Here is a 15,687-nt window from a genome sequence, read left to right on the forward strand (position 1 = left end):
GTATGAGGGAAAATACATGGAGTATATAGGATAAAAAGTTAAATTATAAAATATTATTTGATTTCACATTACTTAAAGAAAGTTATATAATTATATCCATAAGAATTGTGTAAGGAGGTGGGAAATCATGGAGAATAATGTACTAAAAAAGGATTTTTGTCATTTACATGTACATACAGAGTATTCACTTTTAGATGGTTCAGGAAAAATAAAGAACATGGTAAAAAAAGTGAAAGAGCTTGGGATGAGTAGTATAGCTATTACAGACCATGGGGTTATGTATGGATGTGTAGATTTTTATAAAGCTGCAAAAGATGAAGGAGTTAAGCCTATAATTGGTTCAGAGATATACATAGTTCCAAAGTCTAGACATATCAAAGAAGCCAATAGTGATAACAGTACTTACCATTTAATTCTTTTGGTTAAAAATGAAGAGGGTTATAGTAACCTAATGAAAATTGTATCATCTGCTTCTATAGAAGGATTTTATTATAAGCCAAGGACCGATAGGGAGTTTTTAAGAGCTCATAGTAGCGGATTAGTGGCTCTAAGTGCCTGTCTTGGAGGAGAGGTACAAAGACATCTTAATGGAGGAAACAAAGAGAAGGCAAAGGAAGCAGCCTTATTCTATAAGGATGTTTTTGGAGATGACTTTTATTTAGAACTTCAGGATCATGGACTTGAGGAAAATAAAAAGGTTAATAGTCTTCTTATAGAGCTTTCTAAAGAGCTTAATATACCTTTAGCAGCTACTAATGATGTTCACTATATAGAAAAAGAAGATGCAAAGGCACATGATATACTTCTTTGTATACAAACAGGGAAAACGATAAATGAAGAAAATAGAATGAGATATCCTTGGGAAAGGCTCTATCTTCAGTCTCCAGAGGAGATGTATGAAAAGTTTTCTTATGTGGAAGAGGCATTAGAGAATACTGTGAAGATAGCTGATAAATGTAACTTTGACTATGAGTTTCATGTGTCAAAACTTCCAGACTATCCCTTGCCCAAGGGAGAGGATCATTATGAGTATTTAAGAAAACAATGTTATTTAGGTCTTGTTGATAGATATAGTTCCCTTGAGAGTTTTAGGGGGAAGGACTTAAATATAAATGAAATCATAGAGTGCTCTAATGGGAATCATGATGTAAAGGAAATTACAGATAGACTAGAGTATGAGTTAAATATAATAAGACAGATGGGATATGTGGATTATTTCCTTATTGTTTGGGACTTTATAAAATATGCTGTGGATAATGGCATACCTACAGGACCAGGAAGAGGATCTGCCGCAGGATCTATAGTTGCTTATACTTTAGATATAACTAAGATAGACCCAATAAAGTATAGCTTACTATTTGAAAGATTTTTAAATCCAGAGAGAATAAGCATGCCTGATATAGATTCGGACTTTTGCTATGAGAGAAGGCAAGAGGTTATAGATTACGTTGTAGATAAGTATGGTAAAGACAATGTAGCTCAGATAATAACCTTTGGAACCATGGCAGCAAGAGCTTGTATAAGAGATGTTGGAAGAGCAATGAACTATTCCTATGGAGAAGTGGATAGGGTAGCTAAAATGATTCCTACTGTTTTAAATATAACCATAGATAAGGCTTTAGATATGAATCCAGAGTTTAAGGAAGCCTATGAGAAGGATGAAAGGGTTAGAGAACTTATAGATGTAAGTAGAACCCTTGAGGGACTTCCAAGACATACCTCAACCCATGCAGCAGGAGTTGTTATATCCTCAAAACCATTGGTGGAATATGTGCCACTTCAAAGAAATGAAGAAAACATAGTAACTCAGTTCACCATGGGAACTCTTGAGGAGCTAGGATTACTTAAGATGGATTTCTTAGGACTTAGAACACTTACAGTTATGAAGGATGCTGTAAAGATGATAAAGCAAAATAGAGGGGATTCAATTGACTTAGATTCCTTAGATTTTGATGATGAAGAGGTCTATAAGATGATAGGAGAAGGAAAGACCGTTGGGGTATTCCAGCTAGAATCTCCAGGAATGACTAGCTTTATGAAGGAGTTAAAACCTGACTCCCTTGAGGATATAATAGCTGGTATAAGTCTTTATAGACCAGGCCCAATGGCTGAAATTCCAAGATATGTGGAATGTAAGAGGAATCCAGATAAGGTTCAGTATGAAACTAAAGAACTAGAGAGTATTCTTAATGTAACCTATGGGGTAATGGTTTATCAAGAACAAGTAATGGAAATAGTTAGAAAATTAGCGGGATACTCTATGGGAAGAAGTGACCTTGTAAGAAGAGCTATGTCTAAGAAAAAGCATAAGGTCATGGAAGAAGAAAGAAAGAACTTTATACATGGTGTTGTAGATGAGGCTGGAAACGTAGAGGTTCCAGGGTGTGTAAGGAATGGCATAAGTGAAGAAGCAGCAAATAAGATATTTGACCAAATGATGGATTTTGCGTCCTATGCATTTAATAAAAGCCATGCAGCGGCTTATGGAGTTATAGGATACCAAACAGGATATCTTATGAAATACTATCCAGTGGAGTACATTGCAGCAATGTTAAACAGCGTTATGGGTAACAATGAAAAGGTAGCTTATTATACAGCCTTTGCAGAAAGTCTTGGAATACAAGTACTTCCACCAGACATAAATGAAAGCTATACAAGATTTACAGTAAAAGGAGATACTATAAGATTTGGTCTTGGTGCCATAAAGAATGTTGGTATAAATGTAGTTGAAAGTATAGTTGAATCTAGAGGTAAAACTGGACCTTTTAAAAGTTTCTACGATTTTTGTAATAAGGTGGATATATCATCAGTTAACAAAAGAGCAGCCGAGAGCTTGATAAAGGCAGGAGCCTTTGATAAATTTAATGTGTTTAGATCTCAGATGCTAGCAGTTTATGAAAAAATAATGGATGGAATAAGTGCTCAGAAGAAGAAGAACATAGAAGGACAACTTTCTCTATTCTCAGCTATGGGAGAGGAAGAAGAGTCTATGATTACAATAAAATATCCTAATATAAAGGAATTTGAGAAAAAATATAAGCTATCTATGGAAAAAGAGATGATAGGGTTATATCTATCAGGTCATCCTCTTGAAGATTATGAGAGAAGTCTTAAAATGCAGACCTCAATTAGTATCTCAAAAATTCTTAAGGACTACACTGAAACCTTTGAAGAAATAGAGTTAGGATCAGAGGAAGGGGTAGCCACCATAGCTAGAGATATATTAGAAAGTAATGATCTTGTAAAGGATGGCCAAAGGGTAAAGGTTGGAGGAATAATATCTGAACTTACAAGAAAGATAACTAGAAACAATGCCTTTATGGCATTTATAAGACTTGAGGATTTAACAGGAACTATAGAAGGTCTTGTATTCCCAAAATCCTATGAGAGAATAGGACCAATGCTTAATGTAGATGATATGGTAGTAATAGAGGGAAGAGTTATGATTAGGGAGGATGAACCTCCAAAGATAGTATGTGAAAACATAGTACCTTTAGAGAAAATAGATTCATCTAAGGTTTATATAAAGGTTAAGAATATAGACACTATAAAAGAAATAAAACCTTCATTAAAAGCTCTTGTTTCTAAGTACGAGGGAAATACTTCAGTAATATTATTTGCAGAGAAGGAAAGAAAAGCATTTAAGGTACCTAAGGATATGTGGGTAAATCTAGATAGTAATGCTATAGATGTTTTAAGAGATGCCTTTGGAGAAGAGAATGTTAAGGTAGTTGAAGAAAACTAAAATATAAATATATATTTTAAAATAATGATTTTAAGATTAAGAGGTATGAAGTTTAGATATAGATTTCATACCTCTTAATTATATATACAATCTCAAAACTCAAGCTTTCAATGGACCATAAATCATGATAGTTTGAAAGTTTGTATCTATATATGGGTACCTTATCTAAACATAATTTTTGAGTATGCTGTAAATCATAGTAGATTGAGGTTCATTTTAAGGTGTGATGTAATACATCCATAGAGATATAGATATACTCTTTAAAGTACTTAATATTAAATATATGTTAGTGGTAATAAATTCACCCAAAATATAATCCTAATGAAGCTAAATGGGATAACACTAGTTTCATTAGGATTATATAAACCTCATTTTAAGAAGATTCTCTCTCTATTAATGAGGTTGGTAATAATATTTCTATAAAAGGTTCATCTGGATTTTCTATTCTAGTTAAAAGTTGAGAAAAGGCTTTTTTACCGTAGTATTTTAAGTTTATGTCTATGGTTGTTATGTTAGGCTTTGATACCCTTGATAAATATCCATTATCAAAGTTACATATAGCAATATCATAAGGAATCTTAAAATTATTTTCTTGATAATAAGAAAGTGCAAAATATCCTAATCCGTCATTAACACATATCCAGGCAGTGGGATGATGTTCTAAAGAAGAAAGTTTCTCAAAAATCACATCTTGTTTCTCTTCTATGCTATCCAATATTATGGAATAATCCGGCTCTAAAGAAAACTCTTTAGAAGCTAATAAATATCCATCAAGCCTTTCATAATAACTAGGAGAAAATTGTACATCTCCCATAAATCCTATTCTAGTGTGACCCTTTTCTATAAGATGTTTAACTGCTTGATAAGAGCCAAGTCTATTGTTTGTTAAAACAGCATCACATAAAAACCTAGGGTTATGGTGATCAACAAGTATTGCTGGTATATTAGTTTCTAATATTTTTTGAATATAATTATTTGATATATGAGAAACTATGAAAAGACCTTCAATCATATTTTGTTCTATAAAATAAGGAAAGTTTAAATTTTCCTTATCAAAATCAGAAATGGACTGGGTTAAAAGAGCATATCCTTGCTCTTTACATTCCTTTTCCAAGGATAAAAATATCTCTCCAAAAAAGCTTTTTTTAGAAAAAGCAAAATCAGAGGCTATTAGCCCAAGATATTTTGGTTTACTAATACTTGAAGTTTGATTTTTATATATATAACCTAATTCATCAGCTGTTTTTATGATTAGATCTCTGGTATTTTCGCTTACTCCTGGTTTATTAGACAATGCTTGAGAAACTGAGTTTTTAGATATATTAAGTTTATCTGCGATATCTTGCATTGTGATTTTCTTCATACGAACACTCTCCTTGAAAACTATAACAGTTATAAGAAGTATATATTTTAAATAGAACAATGTCAAATATTCTACTATACAAACAACGTTATTTAACATTACAACTCAACATTACAAAACTAAAACTGGAATTAAAATCACGTTATTTTCAAGTGAAAACGTATTGACAAGGGAGTATAATGGTGAGATAATGATTTCAAGGAATGATTCGACGGAATTCAACATTACATTTACAATTTGTAATGTTGCGATAAAAAATAATGTAATGGAGGGCAATATGAAAAACTTACATTCTATGGATAAAGAAGAAAAAATAGAATATCTCTTAAATGGAAGAAAGAAAAAGAAGAAGATAAGTGAAGGTTATTTTTATATAGCGCCATGGTATATAGCATTTTTAATATTTAGCTTTGTACCACTAATAATGTCTTTGGTAATGAGCTTTATGGATTGGCCGGCTATAGGTCAACCTAAATTTATAGGATTAGAAAACTTTAAGAATATATTCCAAGACAAGTACTTTTTAAATTCTTTAATGGTTACAGTTAAATATGCTTTAGTATCTGTGCCTATAGGTATGATAGCTTCCTTTACAATAGCACTAGTAATGACTAGTAAATTGAAAGGCATGAATATTTATAGAACTATTTACTATTTACCAGCTGTAGTTTCTGGAGTTGCAGTAGGTATAATCTGGAGATGGATACTTGATCCTAAAAATGGACTATTAAATAATCTATTGAATTTATTTCATATACAAGGACCAGGTTGGTTAAACGATCCAAACTGGGTATTACCATCCTATATACTAATAAGTTTATGGGGGGCAGGAGCAGGAATGCTCACATACTTAGTTGCTTTAAACGAAGTTCCTAAGGATCTATATGAATCAGCAAAAATACAGGGAGCAAGTAAATTTAGAACATTAATAAAAATAACAATACCTATGATGAAACCTATATTATATTACAACCTAATAATGGGTATAATAGGAGCTTTTAAAAAGTTTAATGATGCTTATATATTAGGAGGAGCAGGAAATCAAGGACAATTCATATTGCTTCAAATTTATGATACAGCCTTTAAATATTTTAAAATGGGATATGCTTCAGCTATGTCATGGGTGTTCTTAATAATAATAATGCTTATAACAATGTTAATATTTAGATTCACAGATTTTTGGAAGTATGGAAATCAAAGTGAGGAGTAGGTGGATATGGAGAATTTAAATACATTAGATACAAATAATAAAGTGGAAGCCCTTCTTAAACATAGTAAGAAGAATAAAGATAAAAAAGAGATCTTAAATAAAGGAATAAAGCATTTAATACTAATATTAGTAGCAATATCAATGCTTGCACCATTCTTTTGGATGATATCAACATCATTAAAAACAAGTGGAGATGTATTTGCAGTTCCACCTAAATGGATACCAACTACAGTAGAATGGGGAAATTACCTACAGGTATTTACTAAAGTGCCTTTTATGAGATTTATAATCAATACGACATTTTTTACTATAGGAGTTACCTTCTTTGAAGTGATAGTTTCCTTAATAGTTGCTTATGGTTTTTCTAGATATAAATTTAAAGGTAAAAAGATATTATTTATGTTTTTGCTTGGAACAATAATGTTACCTGGAGAAATAACCATAGTACCAGGATATGTGTTTTGGGCAAAACTTGGGGAGATTACAGGAATACAATTTATAAACACATATATTCCTTTAATACTACCAGCAATAGGAGGTCAGGCGGTACACATATTCTTTATGACTCAATATTTTCAGTCAATACCTAAGGCATTTTCAGAGGCAGCATATATGAACGGAGCCAGCAGCTGGAAAGTACTTTGGAAAATATATATTCCTATGTCTATACCAGCTATATTAACAATAACAATCTCATCCTTTATGGGAACTTGGAATTCATTCTTAACACCACTTATTTATTTAAATGATATGAATAAGTTTACGGTTCAAGTTGGTCTTGCAATGTTCCAAGGAATGTTTGAAGTTAACTGGCCATTACTTATGGCAGCTACAACAATATCTATATTACCAATATTAATTTTATTCTTCTCATCACAAAAATACTTTATTGGGTCAAATAAAAATGATGGGGTGAAATAGTATTAATATGAAAAAGTTAAAACTTATTTCAAATAAAATAAAGAGTATACCAATGGTTTTAAGCATAATTTTCTTAACAATAACTATTTTAAATAGTTTAGTACCTAGCGTGGTTACTAGTAGAGAAGAGGTAAGTTATAAGCTTAATAGACTTGAGTATATCTTAGATAATACAGAATTTAAAAATAATAAACTAGAACCTATAGATAACAAATTAGATTTTTCAAATGAAAAAGAGATTTATTTCAATGGAAAAGAAGAAGAGATAAAAGAAAAGAATTATATAAATATAACAAGTAATAACACAGTATTAGCTTTTAATGGAAATGAGGAAATCATAGAATACACGGATGGATACACAAAAGAAAGATTAGGGAAAGAAATACAAGACATAATAATTTCCTACCATTTAATGAGGGTTGTATCTAGTATTTTAGGAATATTATTAAGATTAGCCTTAGTTTATTTAGCAATTACTACACTAACTCAATACTTAACAAAGAGAAGAATAAAGGTAAAGATAATCTTTAAGTATTTAACTGTAAGTTCAGTAATATCAAGTTTAGTATCTTTTATAGTTTGGAGAGTTGCTAATCTAGGAAATACCACTATGGATTTTATAAGCTTAATCCTTATATCAATAATATTTAGTGTTCTCATAAAGGATGAAGTTAGAAAGTGCGTAACAAGTGATTATACAGGAGAGGGGAATGGTTTAGATGACATATATTAAAATGAAAAATATTTATAAAGTATATGAAAATAAAGCCTTAGCAGTAGATGATTTTAACTTAGAAATAAATAAAAATGAATTTGTAGCAATAATAGGACCATCAGGTTGCGGGAAATCTACCATGCTTAGAATGATTGCAGGGTTAGAAGAAATAACTCACGGAGAGTTAGTAATTAATGAAAAAGTAGTTAATAACGTACATGCTAAAGATAGAGATATATCAATGGTGTTTCAAAACTATGCATTATATCCACATATGACAAATGCAGAAAATATAGCTTTTGGACTTAAGATTCAAAAAGAGAAGAAAGAAGTTATAAAAAACAAGGTTGAAGAGGTTTCAGAAGTCCTAGGACTTAATGAATACTTAGAAAAGAAGCCAAGTGAATTATCTGGGGGACAAAGACAAAGGGTTGCCTTAGGTCGTGCCATGGTTCAAAACTCTAGTATATTCTTAATGGATGAACCTTTATCAAACTTAGATGCAAAACTTAGAAGTAAGATGCGTATAGAGATTTTAAAGCTTCATAAGCAGTTAGGGGTAACTACTATATATGTAACCCATGATCAGGTTGAGGCTATGACCATGGCAGATAAAATAGTGGTAATGTCACAAGGGGTTATACAACAAATAGGAACTCCTAGAGATTTATATTATAGACCAAAGAACCTATTTGTAGCTAAATTCATAGGAGATCCAGAAATAAATCTTATTAACGCAAAGGTTTCAAATGGAAAGTTTATTGTAGGCAATGATGTTATAGATGTAGCTCCAAAGCTTAAGGATAAACTTTCAAAATATGAAGGTAAAGAAGTAATTATGGGAGTTAGACCAGAGGATATAAGGGTTGAGAATGTTTATCTAGAGGGATATGCAAATTCTAAGCTTAAAGGAAAAGTCTTATTAGTTGAAATGAGAGGCGATCACTCTGTAGTTCTTATGAAGGCTCTAGGAAGCGATATGTATTTAAAGGTTCCTGCCTATGTGGAGCTTGAAAATGAAACTGACTTAGAATTTGTAGTAAATGCTGCTAAGATACACATTTTTGATAAGGAAACTGGATTAAATATTGGGGAATATAATGAAGAATAATTGGTGGAATCATAGAGTCTTTTATGAAATATACATGCCTTCTTTTAAAGATAGTAATAAAGATGGTATAGGAGATTTTAAAGGAATAACCTCAAAACTTGATCACTTAAAGTTTATGGGGGTAAAGGGAATATGGTTAACTCCATTTTACCCTTCTCCTAGAAATGATAATGGATATGATATAAAAGATTACTATAACATAGATCCTTTATATGGAGATATGGATGATTTTAAAAATTTTATAGAAGAAGCTCATGAAAGAGATATAAAGGTAATTGTGGATTTAGTTTTAAATCACACCTCCAGTGAGCATCAGTGGTTTTTAGAATCTAAGAAATCAAAAACTAATCCTAAAAGAGATTTTTACATATGGAAAACTAAAGATGAAATAAATAATTGGGAATCTTTTTTCGGAAAAAGTGCTTGGGAATATGATGAAGCCACTGATGAATATTACTATCATGCTTTTGCTAAAGAGCAGGTTGACCTAAATTGGATGAACCAAGAAGTTAGGAATGAAATGTATAAGATCATTGAGTTTTGGGCTTCAAAAGGCATAGATGGTTTTAGATTAGATGTAATTAACTTTTTAAAGGTTAATAACAGTTTTGAAAATAATCCTAAGAATGAAAAGGGTGACCAAGAACATCTATATGATAAAGATCAACCTGGAGTATTAGAGGTTATATCTGAAATTGTAAGAGAAATAAAGAGTCATGGAGATTTGTTTGTTGTAGGAGAAGTTGGATCTGATGACCTAGAAGTACTTAAAAACTATGTTGGACACGAGCTTTTAGATGTGGTGTTTAATTTTAACTTAGGAAGTATGGAAAGCTTTAATATAAACAAAATCTATGAAAATATAAAAAATATGAATGAAATCTATGGGGAAGAAAAGCTTGAAACTATATTTTTTAATAGTCATGATATGCCAAGGATGGTTTCAAGATTTGAAAATAGCAATATAGAAAAAAATAAATTATCAAAGCTTATGGCTACACTAATATGTACAGCTAAAGGAGTACCATTTATATACTATGGAGAAGAAATAGGTCTTGAGAATTATAAGGCAGAATCCTTTGAAGATATAAATGACATTCAAGGAAGAACAGCATATGATATAGCCATTGAAAAAGGATATAAAGAAGAAAAGGCTTTAGAGGATGGTAATGAAAAAAGTAGAGATAAGTCTAGAGCGCCTATGCAGTGGGATAATAGTAAGAACTATGGATTCACAGAGGATATACCTTGGCTAAAATTCCCTAAGTCCAGTGAAGGTATAAGTGTAGAAAATCAAAAGAATATAGAAGATTCAATATTAAATTATTATAAAAAGGTTATAGAAGTTAGAAATAATTGCGAAGCACTAAAGCTAGGCAAGTACAATGAAATATCACTTTTAGAAGAGATGATTTATTTTGAAAGAACCTTTAATGAAGAAGTCATAAGTGTTTATCTAAACTTTGGAGACAAAGAGCAGAATATAAATCATGAGGAGAATTTTAAAGTTATATGCTCAAGCTTAGAAAACAATAAAAATAATTTAATAAAACCATATGAAGCAAAGATATTAAAAAAGGAGAGCTAAAAGATGAGAACATGCGAAGAGTTATTAAAAGAATATTTAGCTAATAACTATGAGAAAAAGGCTGAGAAAATACATTTTAAAGGTGTAGAAGGTAAGGATGTATATAACATAACTGCTCCTTTTAAAAGTAATGATAAAACTATAATATTAGGTCGTGTTGAGCCTAGAGATAGTGAATTCTCAAAGGTTTGTTTCTTTGAAAATGAAGACTCAAATTGGTGTTTAATAGAAGATGCTCCTGTTTTTGATCTGCAAGACCCTTTCTATACATTTATAAATAAAGAGCTTATAGTTGGTGGAGTTGAGGTTAGATTAAAAGAAAATAGTACCCATGAAATGGAATGGAAAACAGTGTTCTATAAGGGAAAAGATATATATACATTAGAAAGATTCTTTGAGGGACCTATGGGAATGAAGGATTTAAGAATAGCGGAACTTAAAGATGGAAAAATTATAGTAGTTACTCGTCCTCAAGGAGAAAAAGGGGGAAGAGGAAAAGTAGGATATACCATAGTGGATTCTCTTAAGGATTTAACTATTGAAGTTGTAGACAATGCACCTCTAATGAAGGATTTATTCATAGAAGAAGAATGGGGTGGTGGTAATGAGATACATGTTCTTAATGAAAAGTTAGTTGGAATTTTAGGACACATAGCTTCTTTTGATAAAGAAGGAAACAGACATTACTATCCAATGTTCATAACATTAAATATAGAAACTAAAGAATATACAGAGCCAAAGCTTATAGCCATAAGAAAAGAGTTCTTAGAAAGTGAAGCTAAGAGACCAGATCTTGAAGATGTAGTTTTCTCAGGTGGACTTATAAGACATGGTGATGGAAAGGCAGAATTATATGCTGGGATAAGCGATGCTGATGCACAGAAGATAGAAATAAAGGACCCTTTCTATAATATGTAAAACTAAAGGAGAAGACTTATGGAATTTATAAGATATGAGAACAACCCTATAATAACACCAGAAGATGTAAAACCATATCACGAAAATCATGAAGTAATAGGGGCGTTTAATGCTGGAATAGCAGAGTATAATGGAGAAACTTTAATGCTTCTTAGAGTTGCTGAGAGGCCTATAAGTGAAGATGAAAATATAGGAAAACCAACTATATACAATGCAGAAGAAGGTAAAACCGAATTTTTAGAGTTTAATAAAAATGATAAAGATTATAATTTTGATGATAGTAGACTTATAAAGCATGTATCTAATTTAAATGGATTTAAATATTTAACATCATTATCTTATTTAAGAATAGCTAGAAGTAAGGATGGATTTAACTTTAAAGTAGATGAAAAGCCATTTATATATCCATCCAATGCATCAGAAACCTTTGGAGTTGAAGATGCAAGAATAAGCAAGATAGATGATACATACTATATAACTTATACAGCAGTTTCACCAGATGGAGTTGGGGAAGCTATGGTTTCAACAAAGGACTTTAAGAATAAAAATTATCATGGAATGATATTTGCACCAGAAAATAAAGATGTAATACTATTCCCAGAAAAGATAAATGGAAAGTACTATGCACTACACAGACCTAGTTTAAAGAGTGTAGGTGATTTTAATATATGGATAGCTGAATCAGAGAATTTAAATCACTGGGGAAATCACAAATTACTTCTAAAAGTTAACCAGGATAACTGGGATTCAGGAAGAATAGGGGCAGGACTTACTCCTATAAAGACAGAAAAAGGATGGCTTGAAATATACCATGGAGCAACTAAAGACCATCGTTATTGTATGGGAGCAGTATTACTAGACTTAAATGACCCAACTAAAGTAATAGCTCGTACTGAAAAACCAATAATAGAACCTAAAGAAGAATATGAAAGAAATGGATTCTTTGGAGGGGTAGTATTTGGATGTGGTCATGTTATGAAAGACAACATTATTACAATGTATTATGGAGTTTCAGATACATCTATGGCATGTGGAACTATGAGATTAGAAGATGTATTAGAAGCTTTTGATAAATAATATAAAAATATAGGAGGAATCTTAGGATGACTATGAGAAAAACTATTAAAAGACTAATAGCCTTAGGTATTGTTACAATTACAGCAACAGGACTTATGGCATGTGGATCAAAGGAAGAAGCAGCTACCAACGGACCAGTAGAGTTAAAGATAGCTACTTGGGCTAATGAGCGTGAAGCTAAAGAGTTTGATGATGTATTATCAAAGGTAAACTCAAGCCAAGATAAATATAAGTTAACTCAAATGGTAATACCTAAGGACTATTATGTAAAAATACAAACAATGACTTCAGGAAATCAAGCTCCAGATTTATTCTGGTTAGCTCAAGAATATATACCAGCTTACGCTGAGAATGGGGCAATTGTTGATATAAACGACAAATTAGCTAATCAAAGCAAGGTTGATATGAATGATTATTTACCAGGTTCTTTAGATACAGCAAAATATAAGGATAAAACATATGGATTACCATGGATAGGTCAACCATATGTAGTATATTACAATAAATCAATGTTTAAGGATGCGGGAATTACAGAGCCAACAATGAACTGGAATTGGAATGAGTTTTATAATGATGCAAAGAAGTTAACTAAAAATGGAAATTATGGATTTGCAACAACAGGAAGTCTTCCAACAGCAATATTTACTTGGGGTGAAGGTGGAGATATAGTAGCGAAAGATGGTACTGTTACTTTAGACTCACCTGAATCAATAGAAGGATTAAAAGTAGCTACAAAGATAATGACAGATACTTCAGCTACAATGCCATACCAAGAAGCTAAATCATTAGGTGTAGAACAAGGATTTGTTGATGGTAAGATTGCAATGATGGTTGGTGGAGCTAATGATGACGTTGAGCGTAAGGTAAGAGAAGCTGGTGAAAAGTTTGAAGTTGGAATGGCTGTTATGCCAGCAGGTAGCAAAAATCATGTAACATTTAACTGGACTGCATCAACAGTTATGTCTTCACAAAGTAAGAATCAAGATGTTGCTTTTGAAGCTTTATTAGATATAACAAATGCAATGACTGAATGGAAAGTTCCATCAGCATTTAAGTCAAAGGTTGAAAAAATAGGAGATATAAATCCAGATAAGAAATATGCATTAGATGTAATATCAAAATCAAGTGAAATATCACGTGGATTTAACAACGTAGTTCAACAAAATGAAATAGGTGGAATCCAGTGGCAAAACCTTGATGAGGTAATATTATCAAACAACAATGGAAAAGGTGGAATAAACGTAGAAAGCATGGCTAAATCAGTAGCAGATGAACTAAGAGGTAAGATTAAATAATTAGGTGAAGAAATTTTAAAAGGGGCTGTTACAGTTGGTAGCCATAGGATACATTAATGAAAGACAGCCTCTTTTCTCTATACATGTATTACATAACACTTTAAACTAAACTTCAGTCTACTACGATTTAAAGCATATTCAAAGGTTAATTATATATTACATCTATATATAAAATAACAATGATTAAAACTTAAAATTAACTTTAGCTGTCTCAAAAGAGACAGCTTTTTAAAATAAAAACTATAGTTCTACATAAAGGAGGAAATCATGTATAAAGAAAAGTATAATCAGTGGATAGAATCCAGTATTATAGATTTAAAAACTAAAGAAGAGTTAAAAAGTATAACAGATGAAAAAGAAATAGAAGATAGATTTTATAAAGATTTAGAGTTTGGAACTGGAGGATTAAGAGGAGTTATTGGAGCAGGTTCTAATAGAATGAATATCTACACTGTAGGTAAAGCTACTCAAGGGTATTGTGACTATTTAAATAATATGTATAAAAATCCTTCTGTTGCAATAGCATATGACTCTAGAATAATGTCTAAAGAATTTGCAACTAGGGCAGCACTAGTTTTTGCAGCAAATAAAGTAAAGGTGCATATGTTTGAGGATTTAAGACCAACACCAATGCTTTCATTTGCAGTTAGAGAGTTAGAATGCAGTGGAGGAATAGTTATTACCGCTTCACATAATCCTAAGCAATATAACGGATATAAGGTATATGGAGATGACGGTTGTCAAGTAACCGATAATTTGGCTAGGGATATAATAGAATGTGTTAATAATGTAGAAGGTTTTGAAGATGTTAAACATATAAGTGAAAAAGAAGCTATGGATAAGGGTCTTTTAAATTACATAGAAAGTAAAATAGATGAGTCTTATATTGAAAAAGTAAAAGGTTTAACAATAAGAAAAGATTTAGTTAGTAATAAAAGTGAAAATTTGAATATAATATATACCCCTATACATGGTTCAGGGCTTATGCCTATTAATAGGGTTTTAAGAGACCTTGGATATTCAAACTTAACAATAGTAGAAGAGCAGAGGGAACCAAATGGCGAGTTTCCAACGGTACCATATCCAAATCCAGAAGACCCAAGAGTATTCGATATAGCTTTAGAAAAGGCTAAAGAAATCAATGCAGATGTTATATTTGGCACAGATCCAGACTGCGATAGAATAGGAGTAGTTATAAAGGATAATAGTGGTCAGTGGAGAGTTCTTACAGGAAATCAAACAGGTATGCTTTTAGCAAACTATATAGCATCATCACTTAAGGAAATGAATCTGTTAAAGGAAAATTCTATTGTTATAAAAACCATAGTTACAACTGATTCTATAAAGCATATATTAAAAGATTTTAATGTAGAAGTTTTAGAGGTTTTAACTGGATTTAAGTACATTGGAGAAAAAATTAGAGAGTTTGAAGAAAATAATAGCAAAAATTTTATTTTTGGATTAGAAGAAAGCTATGGATATTTAGCAGGTGATTTTGTTAGAGATAAGGATGCAGTAATTGCAGCAACTTTAATAGCAGAAATGTCCTTATATTATAAGGAAAGAAAAATGAGTTTATATGATGGACTTATTGAGATTTATGAAAAGTATGGATATTCAAAAGAAAAGCTTATTTCAATAGATCTTAAAGGAAAAGAAGGTCAAGAGAAGATAGTAAATTTAATAAATAGATTTAGAGATTTAGGGAAAGATGATATCACTGATATTAATATAGTGAAAAAAG

General features: G+C 31.3%; 11 protein-coding genes. 10 read left to right on the forward strand and 1 reads right to left on the reverse strand.

Translation table 11 applies throughout. From position 1 onward, the window contains the following. The first annotated feature begins 127 nt into the window (after positions 1-127). Positions 128-3,745 carry a DNA polymerase III subunit alpha gene (locus AB2369_RS04980; RefSeq protein WP_367665379.1) on the forward strand — a complete coding sequence of 1,206 codons (3,618 nt, stop codon included), beginning with the start codon at positions 128-130 and terminating at the stop codon, positions 3,743-3,745. Positions 3,746-4,118: 373 nt separating this feature from the next. Here AB2369_RS04980 and AB2369_RS04985 read toward each other — a convergent pair whose 3' ends face one another. Continuing rightward, entirely contained in the window at positions 4,119-5,108 is a 990-nt protein-coding gene (locus AB2369_RS04985) for a LacI family DNA-binding transcriptional regulator (RefSeq protein ID WP_367665380.1), read from the reverse strand. A gap of 277 nt (positions 5,109-5,385) precedes the next feature. Here AB2369_RS04985 and AB2369_RS04990 point away from each other — a divergent pair, with 277 nt between their 5' ends. The 9 genes from AB2369_RS04990 to AB2369_RS05030 all read left to right on the forward strand — a co-directional run. Then, positions 5,386-6,318 (forward strand): carbohydrate ABC transporter permease, encoded by a 933-nt coding sequence (locus AB2369_RS04990; RefSeq protein ID WP_367665381.1) that lies wholly within the window; start codon positions 5,386-5,388, stop codon positions 6,316-6,318. Between the two features lie 6 nt (positions 6,319-6,324). Beyond that, positions 6,325-7,239, forward strand: a complete 915-nt coding sequence (locus AB2369_RS04995) for a carbohydrate ABC transporter permease (RefSeq protein WP_367665382.1) — start codon at positions 6,325-6,327, stop codon at positions 7,237-7,239. Positions 7,240-7,246: 7 nt separating this feature from the next. After that, positions 7,247-7,972, forward strand: coding sequence for a hypothetical protein (locus AB2369_RS05000; RefSeq protein WP_367665383.1), 726 nt, complete (start codon positions 7,247-7,249; stop codon positions 7,970-7,972). Further along, positions 7,959-9,065: an ABC transporter ATP-binding protein gene (locus AB2369_RS05005; protein ID WP_367665384.1), complete on the forward strand. Its 1,107-nt coding sequence runs from the start codon at positions 7,959-7,961 to the stop codon at positions 9,063-9,065. Before AB2369_RS05000 ends, AB2369_RS05005 begins: the two co-directional genes overlap by 14 nt. Next, positions 9,055-10,653, forward strand: coding sequence for an alpha-glucosidase (locus AB2369_RS05010; RefSeq protein ID WP_367665385.1), 1,599 nt, complete (start codon positions 9,055-9,057; stop codon positions 10,651-10,653). The genes AB2369_RS05005 and AB2369_RS05010 overlap by 11 nt, the downstream gene beginning before the upstream one ends. Before the next feature lie 3 nt (positions 10,654-10,656). Continuing rightward, complete coding sequence (locus tag AB2369_RS05015; RefSeq protein ID WP_367665386.1) at positions 10,657-11,571, forward strand: DUF1861 family protein; 915 nt, start codon at positions 10,657-10,659, stop codon at positions 11,569-11,571. An 18-nt stretch (positions 11,572-11,589) separates the two neighbouring features. Beyond that, positions 11,590-12,648, forward strand: a complete 1,059-nt coding sequence (locus AB2369_RS05020) for a glycoside hydrolase family 130 protein (RefSeq protein ID WP_367665387.1) — start codon at positions 11,590-11,592, stop codon at positions 12,646-12,648. A gap of 26 nt (positions 12,649-12,674) precedes the next feature. Beyond that, positions 12,675-13,943 (forward strand): ABC transporter substrate-binding protein, encoded by a 1,269-nt coding sequence (locus AB2369_RS05025; RefSeq protein WP_367665388.1) that lies wholly within the window; start codon positions 12,675-12,677, stop codon positions 13,941-13,943. A 267-nt stretch (positions 13,944-14,210) separates the two neighbouring features. Then, positions 14,211-15,687: phospho-sugar mutase (locus tag AB2369_RS05030; RefSeq protein WP_367665389.1), on the forward strand; the 1,477-nt coding region annotated here is incomplete at its 3' end.

The sequence above is a fragment of the Clostridium sp. genome (genome assembly GCF_040797585.1).
Lineage (GTDB): Bacteria > Bacillota > Clostridia > Clostridiales > Clostridiaceae > Clostridium_Z.

What these genes read in the sequence shown, in the direction of transcription:
- AB2369_RS04990 (WP_367665381.1), top strand. Translation starts at nt 5,386, where the DNA reads ATGAAAAACTTACATTCTATGGATAAAGAAGAAAAAATAGAATATCTC.
- AB2369_RS05010 (WP_367665385.1), top strand. Translation starts at nt 9,055, where the DNA reads ATGAAGAATAATTGGTGGAATCATAGAGTCTTTTATGAAATATACATG.
- AB2369_RS04980 (WP_367665379.1), top strand. Translation starts at nt 128, where the DNA reads ATGGAGAATAATGTACTAAAAAAGGATTTTTGTCATTTACATGTACAT.
- AB2369_RS04995 (WP_367665382.1), top strand. Translation starts at nt 6,325, where the DNA reads ATGGAGAATTTAAATACATTAGATACAAATAATAAAGTGGAAGCCCTT.
- AB2369_RS05005 (WP_367665384.1), top strand. Translation starts at nt 7,959, where the DNA reads ATGACATATATTAAAATGAAAAATATTTATAAAGTATATGAAAATAAA.
- AB2369_RS05000 (WP_367665383.1), top strand. Translation starts at nt 7,247, where the DNA reads ATGAAAAAGTTAAAACTTATTTCAAATAAAATAAAGAGTATACCAATG.
- AB2369_RS05025 (WP_367665388.1), top strand. Translation starts at nt 12,675, where the DNA reads ATGACTATGAGAAAAACTATTAAAAGACTAATAGCCTTAGGTATTGTT.
- AB2369_RS04985 (WP_367665380.1), bottom strand. Translation starts at nt 5,108, where the DNA reads ATGAAGAAAATCACAATGCAAGATATCGCAGATAAACTTAATATATCT.
- AB2369_RS05015 (WP_367665386.1), top strand. Translation starts at nt 10,657, where the DNA reads ATGAGAACATGCGAAGAGTTATTAAAAGAATATTTAGCTAATAACTAT.
- AB2369_RS05020 (WP_367665387.1), top strand. Translation starts at nt 11,590, where the DNA reads ATGGAATTTATAAGATATGAGAACAACCCTATAATAACACCAGAAGAT.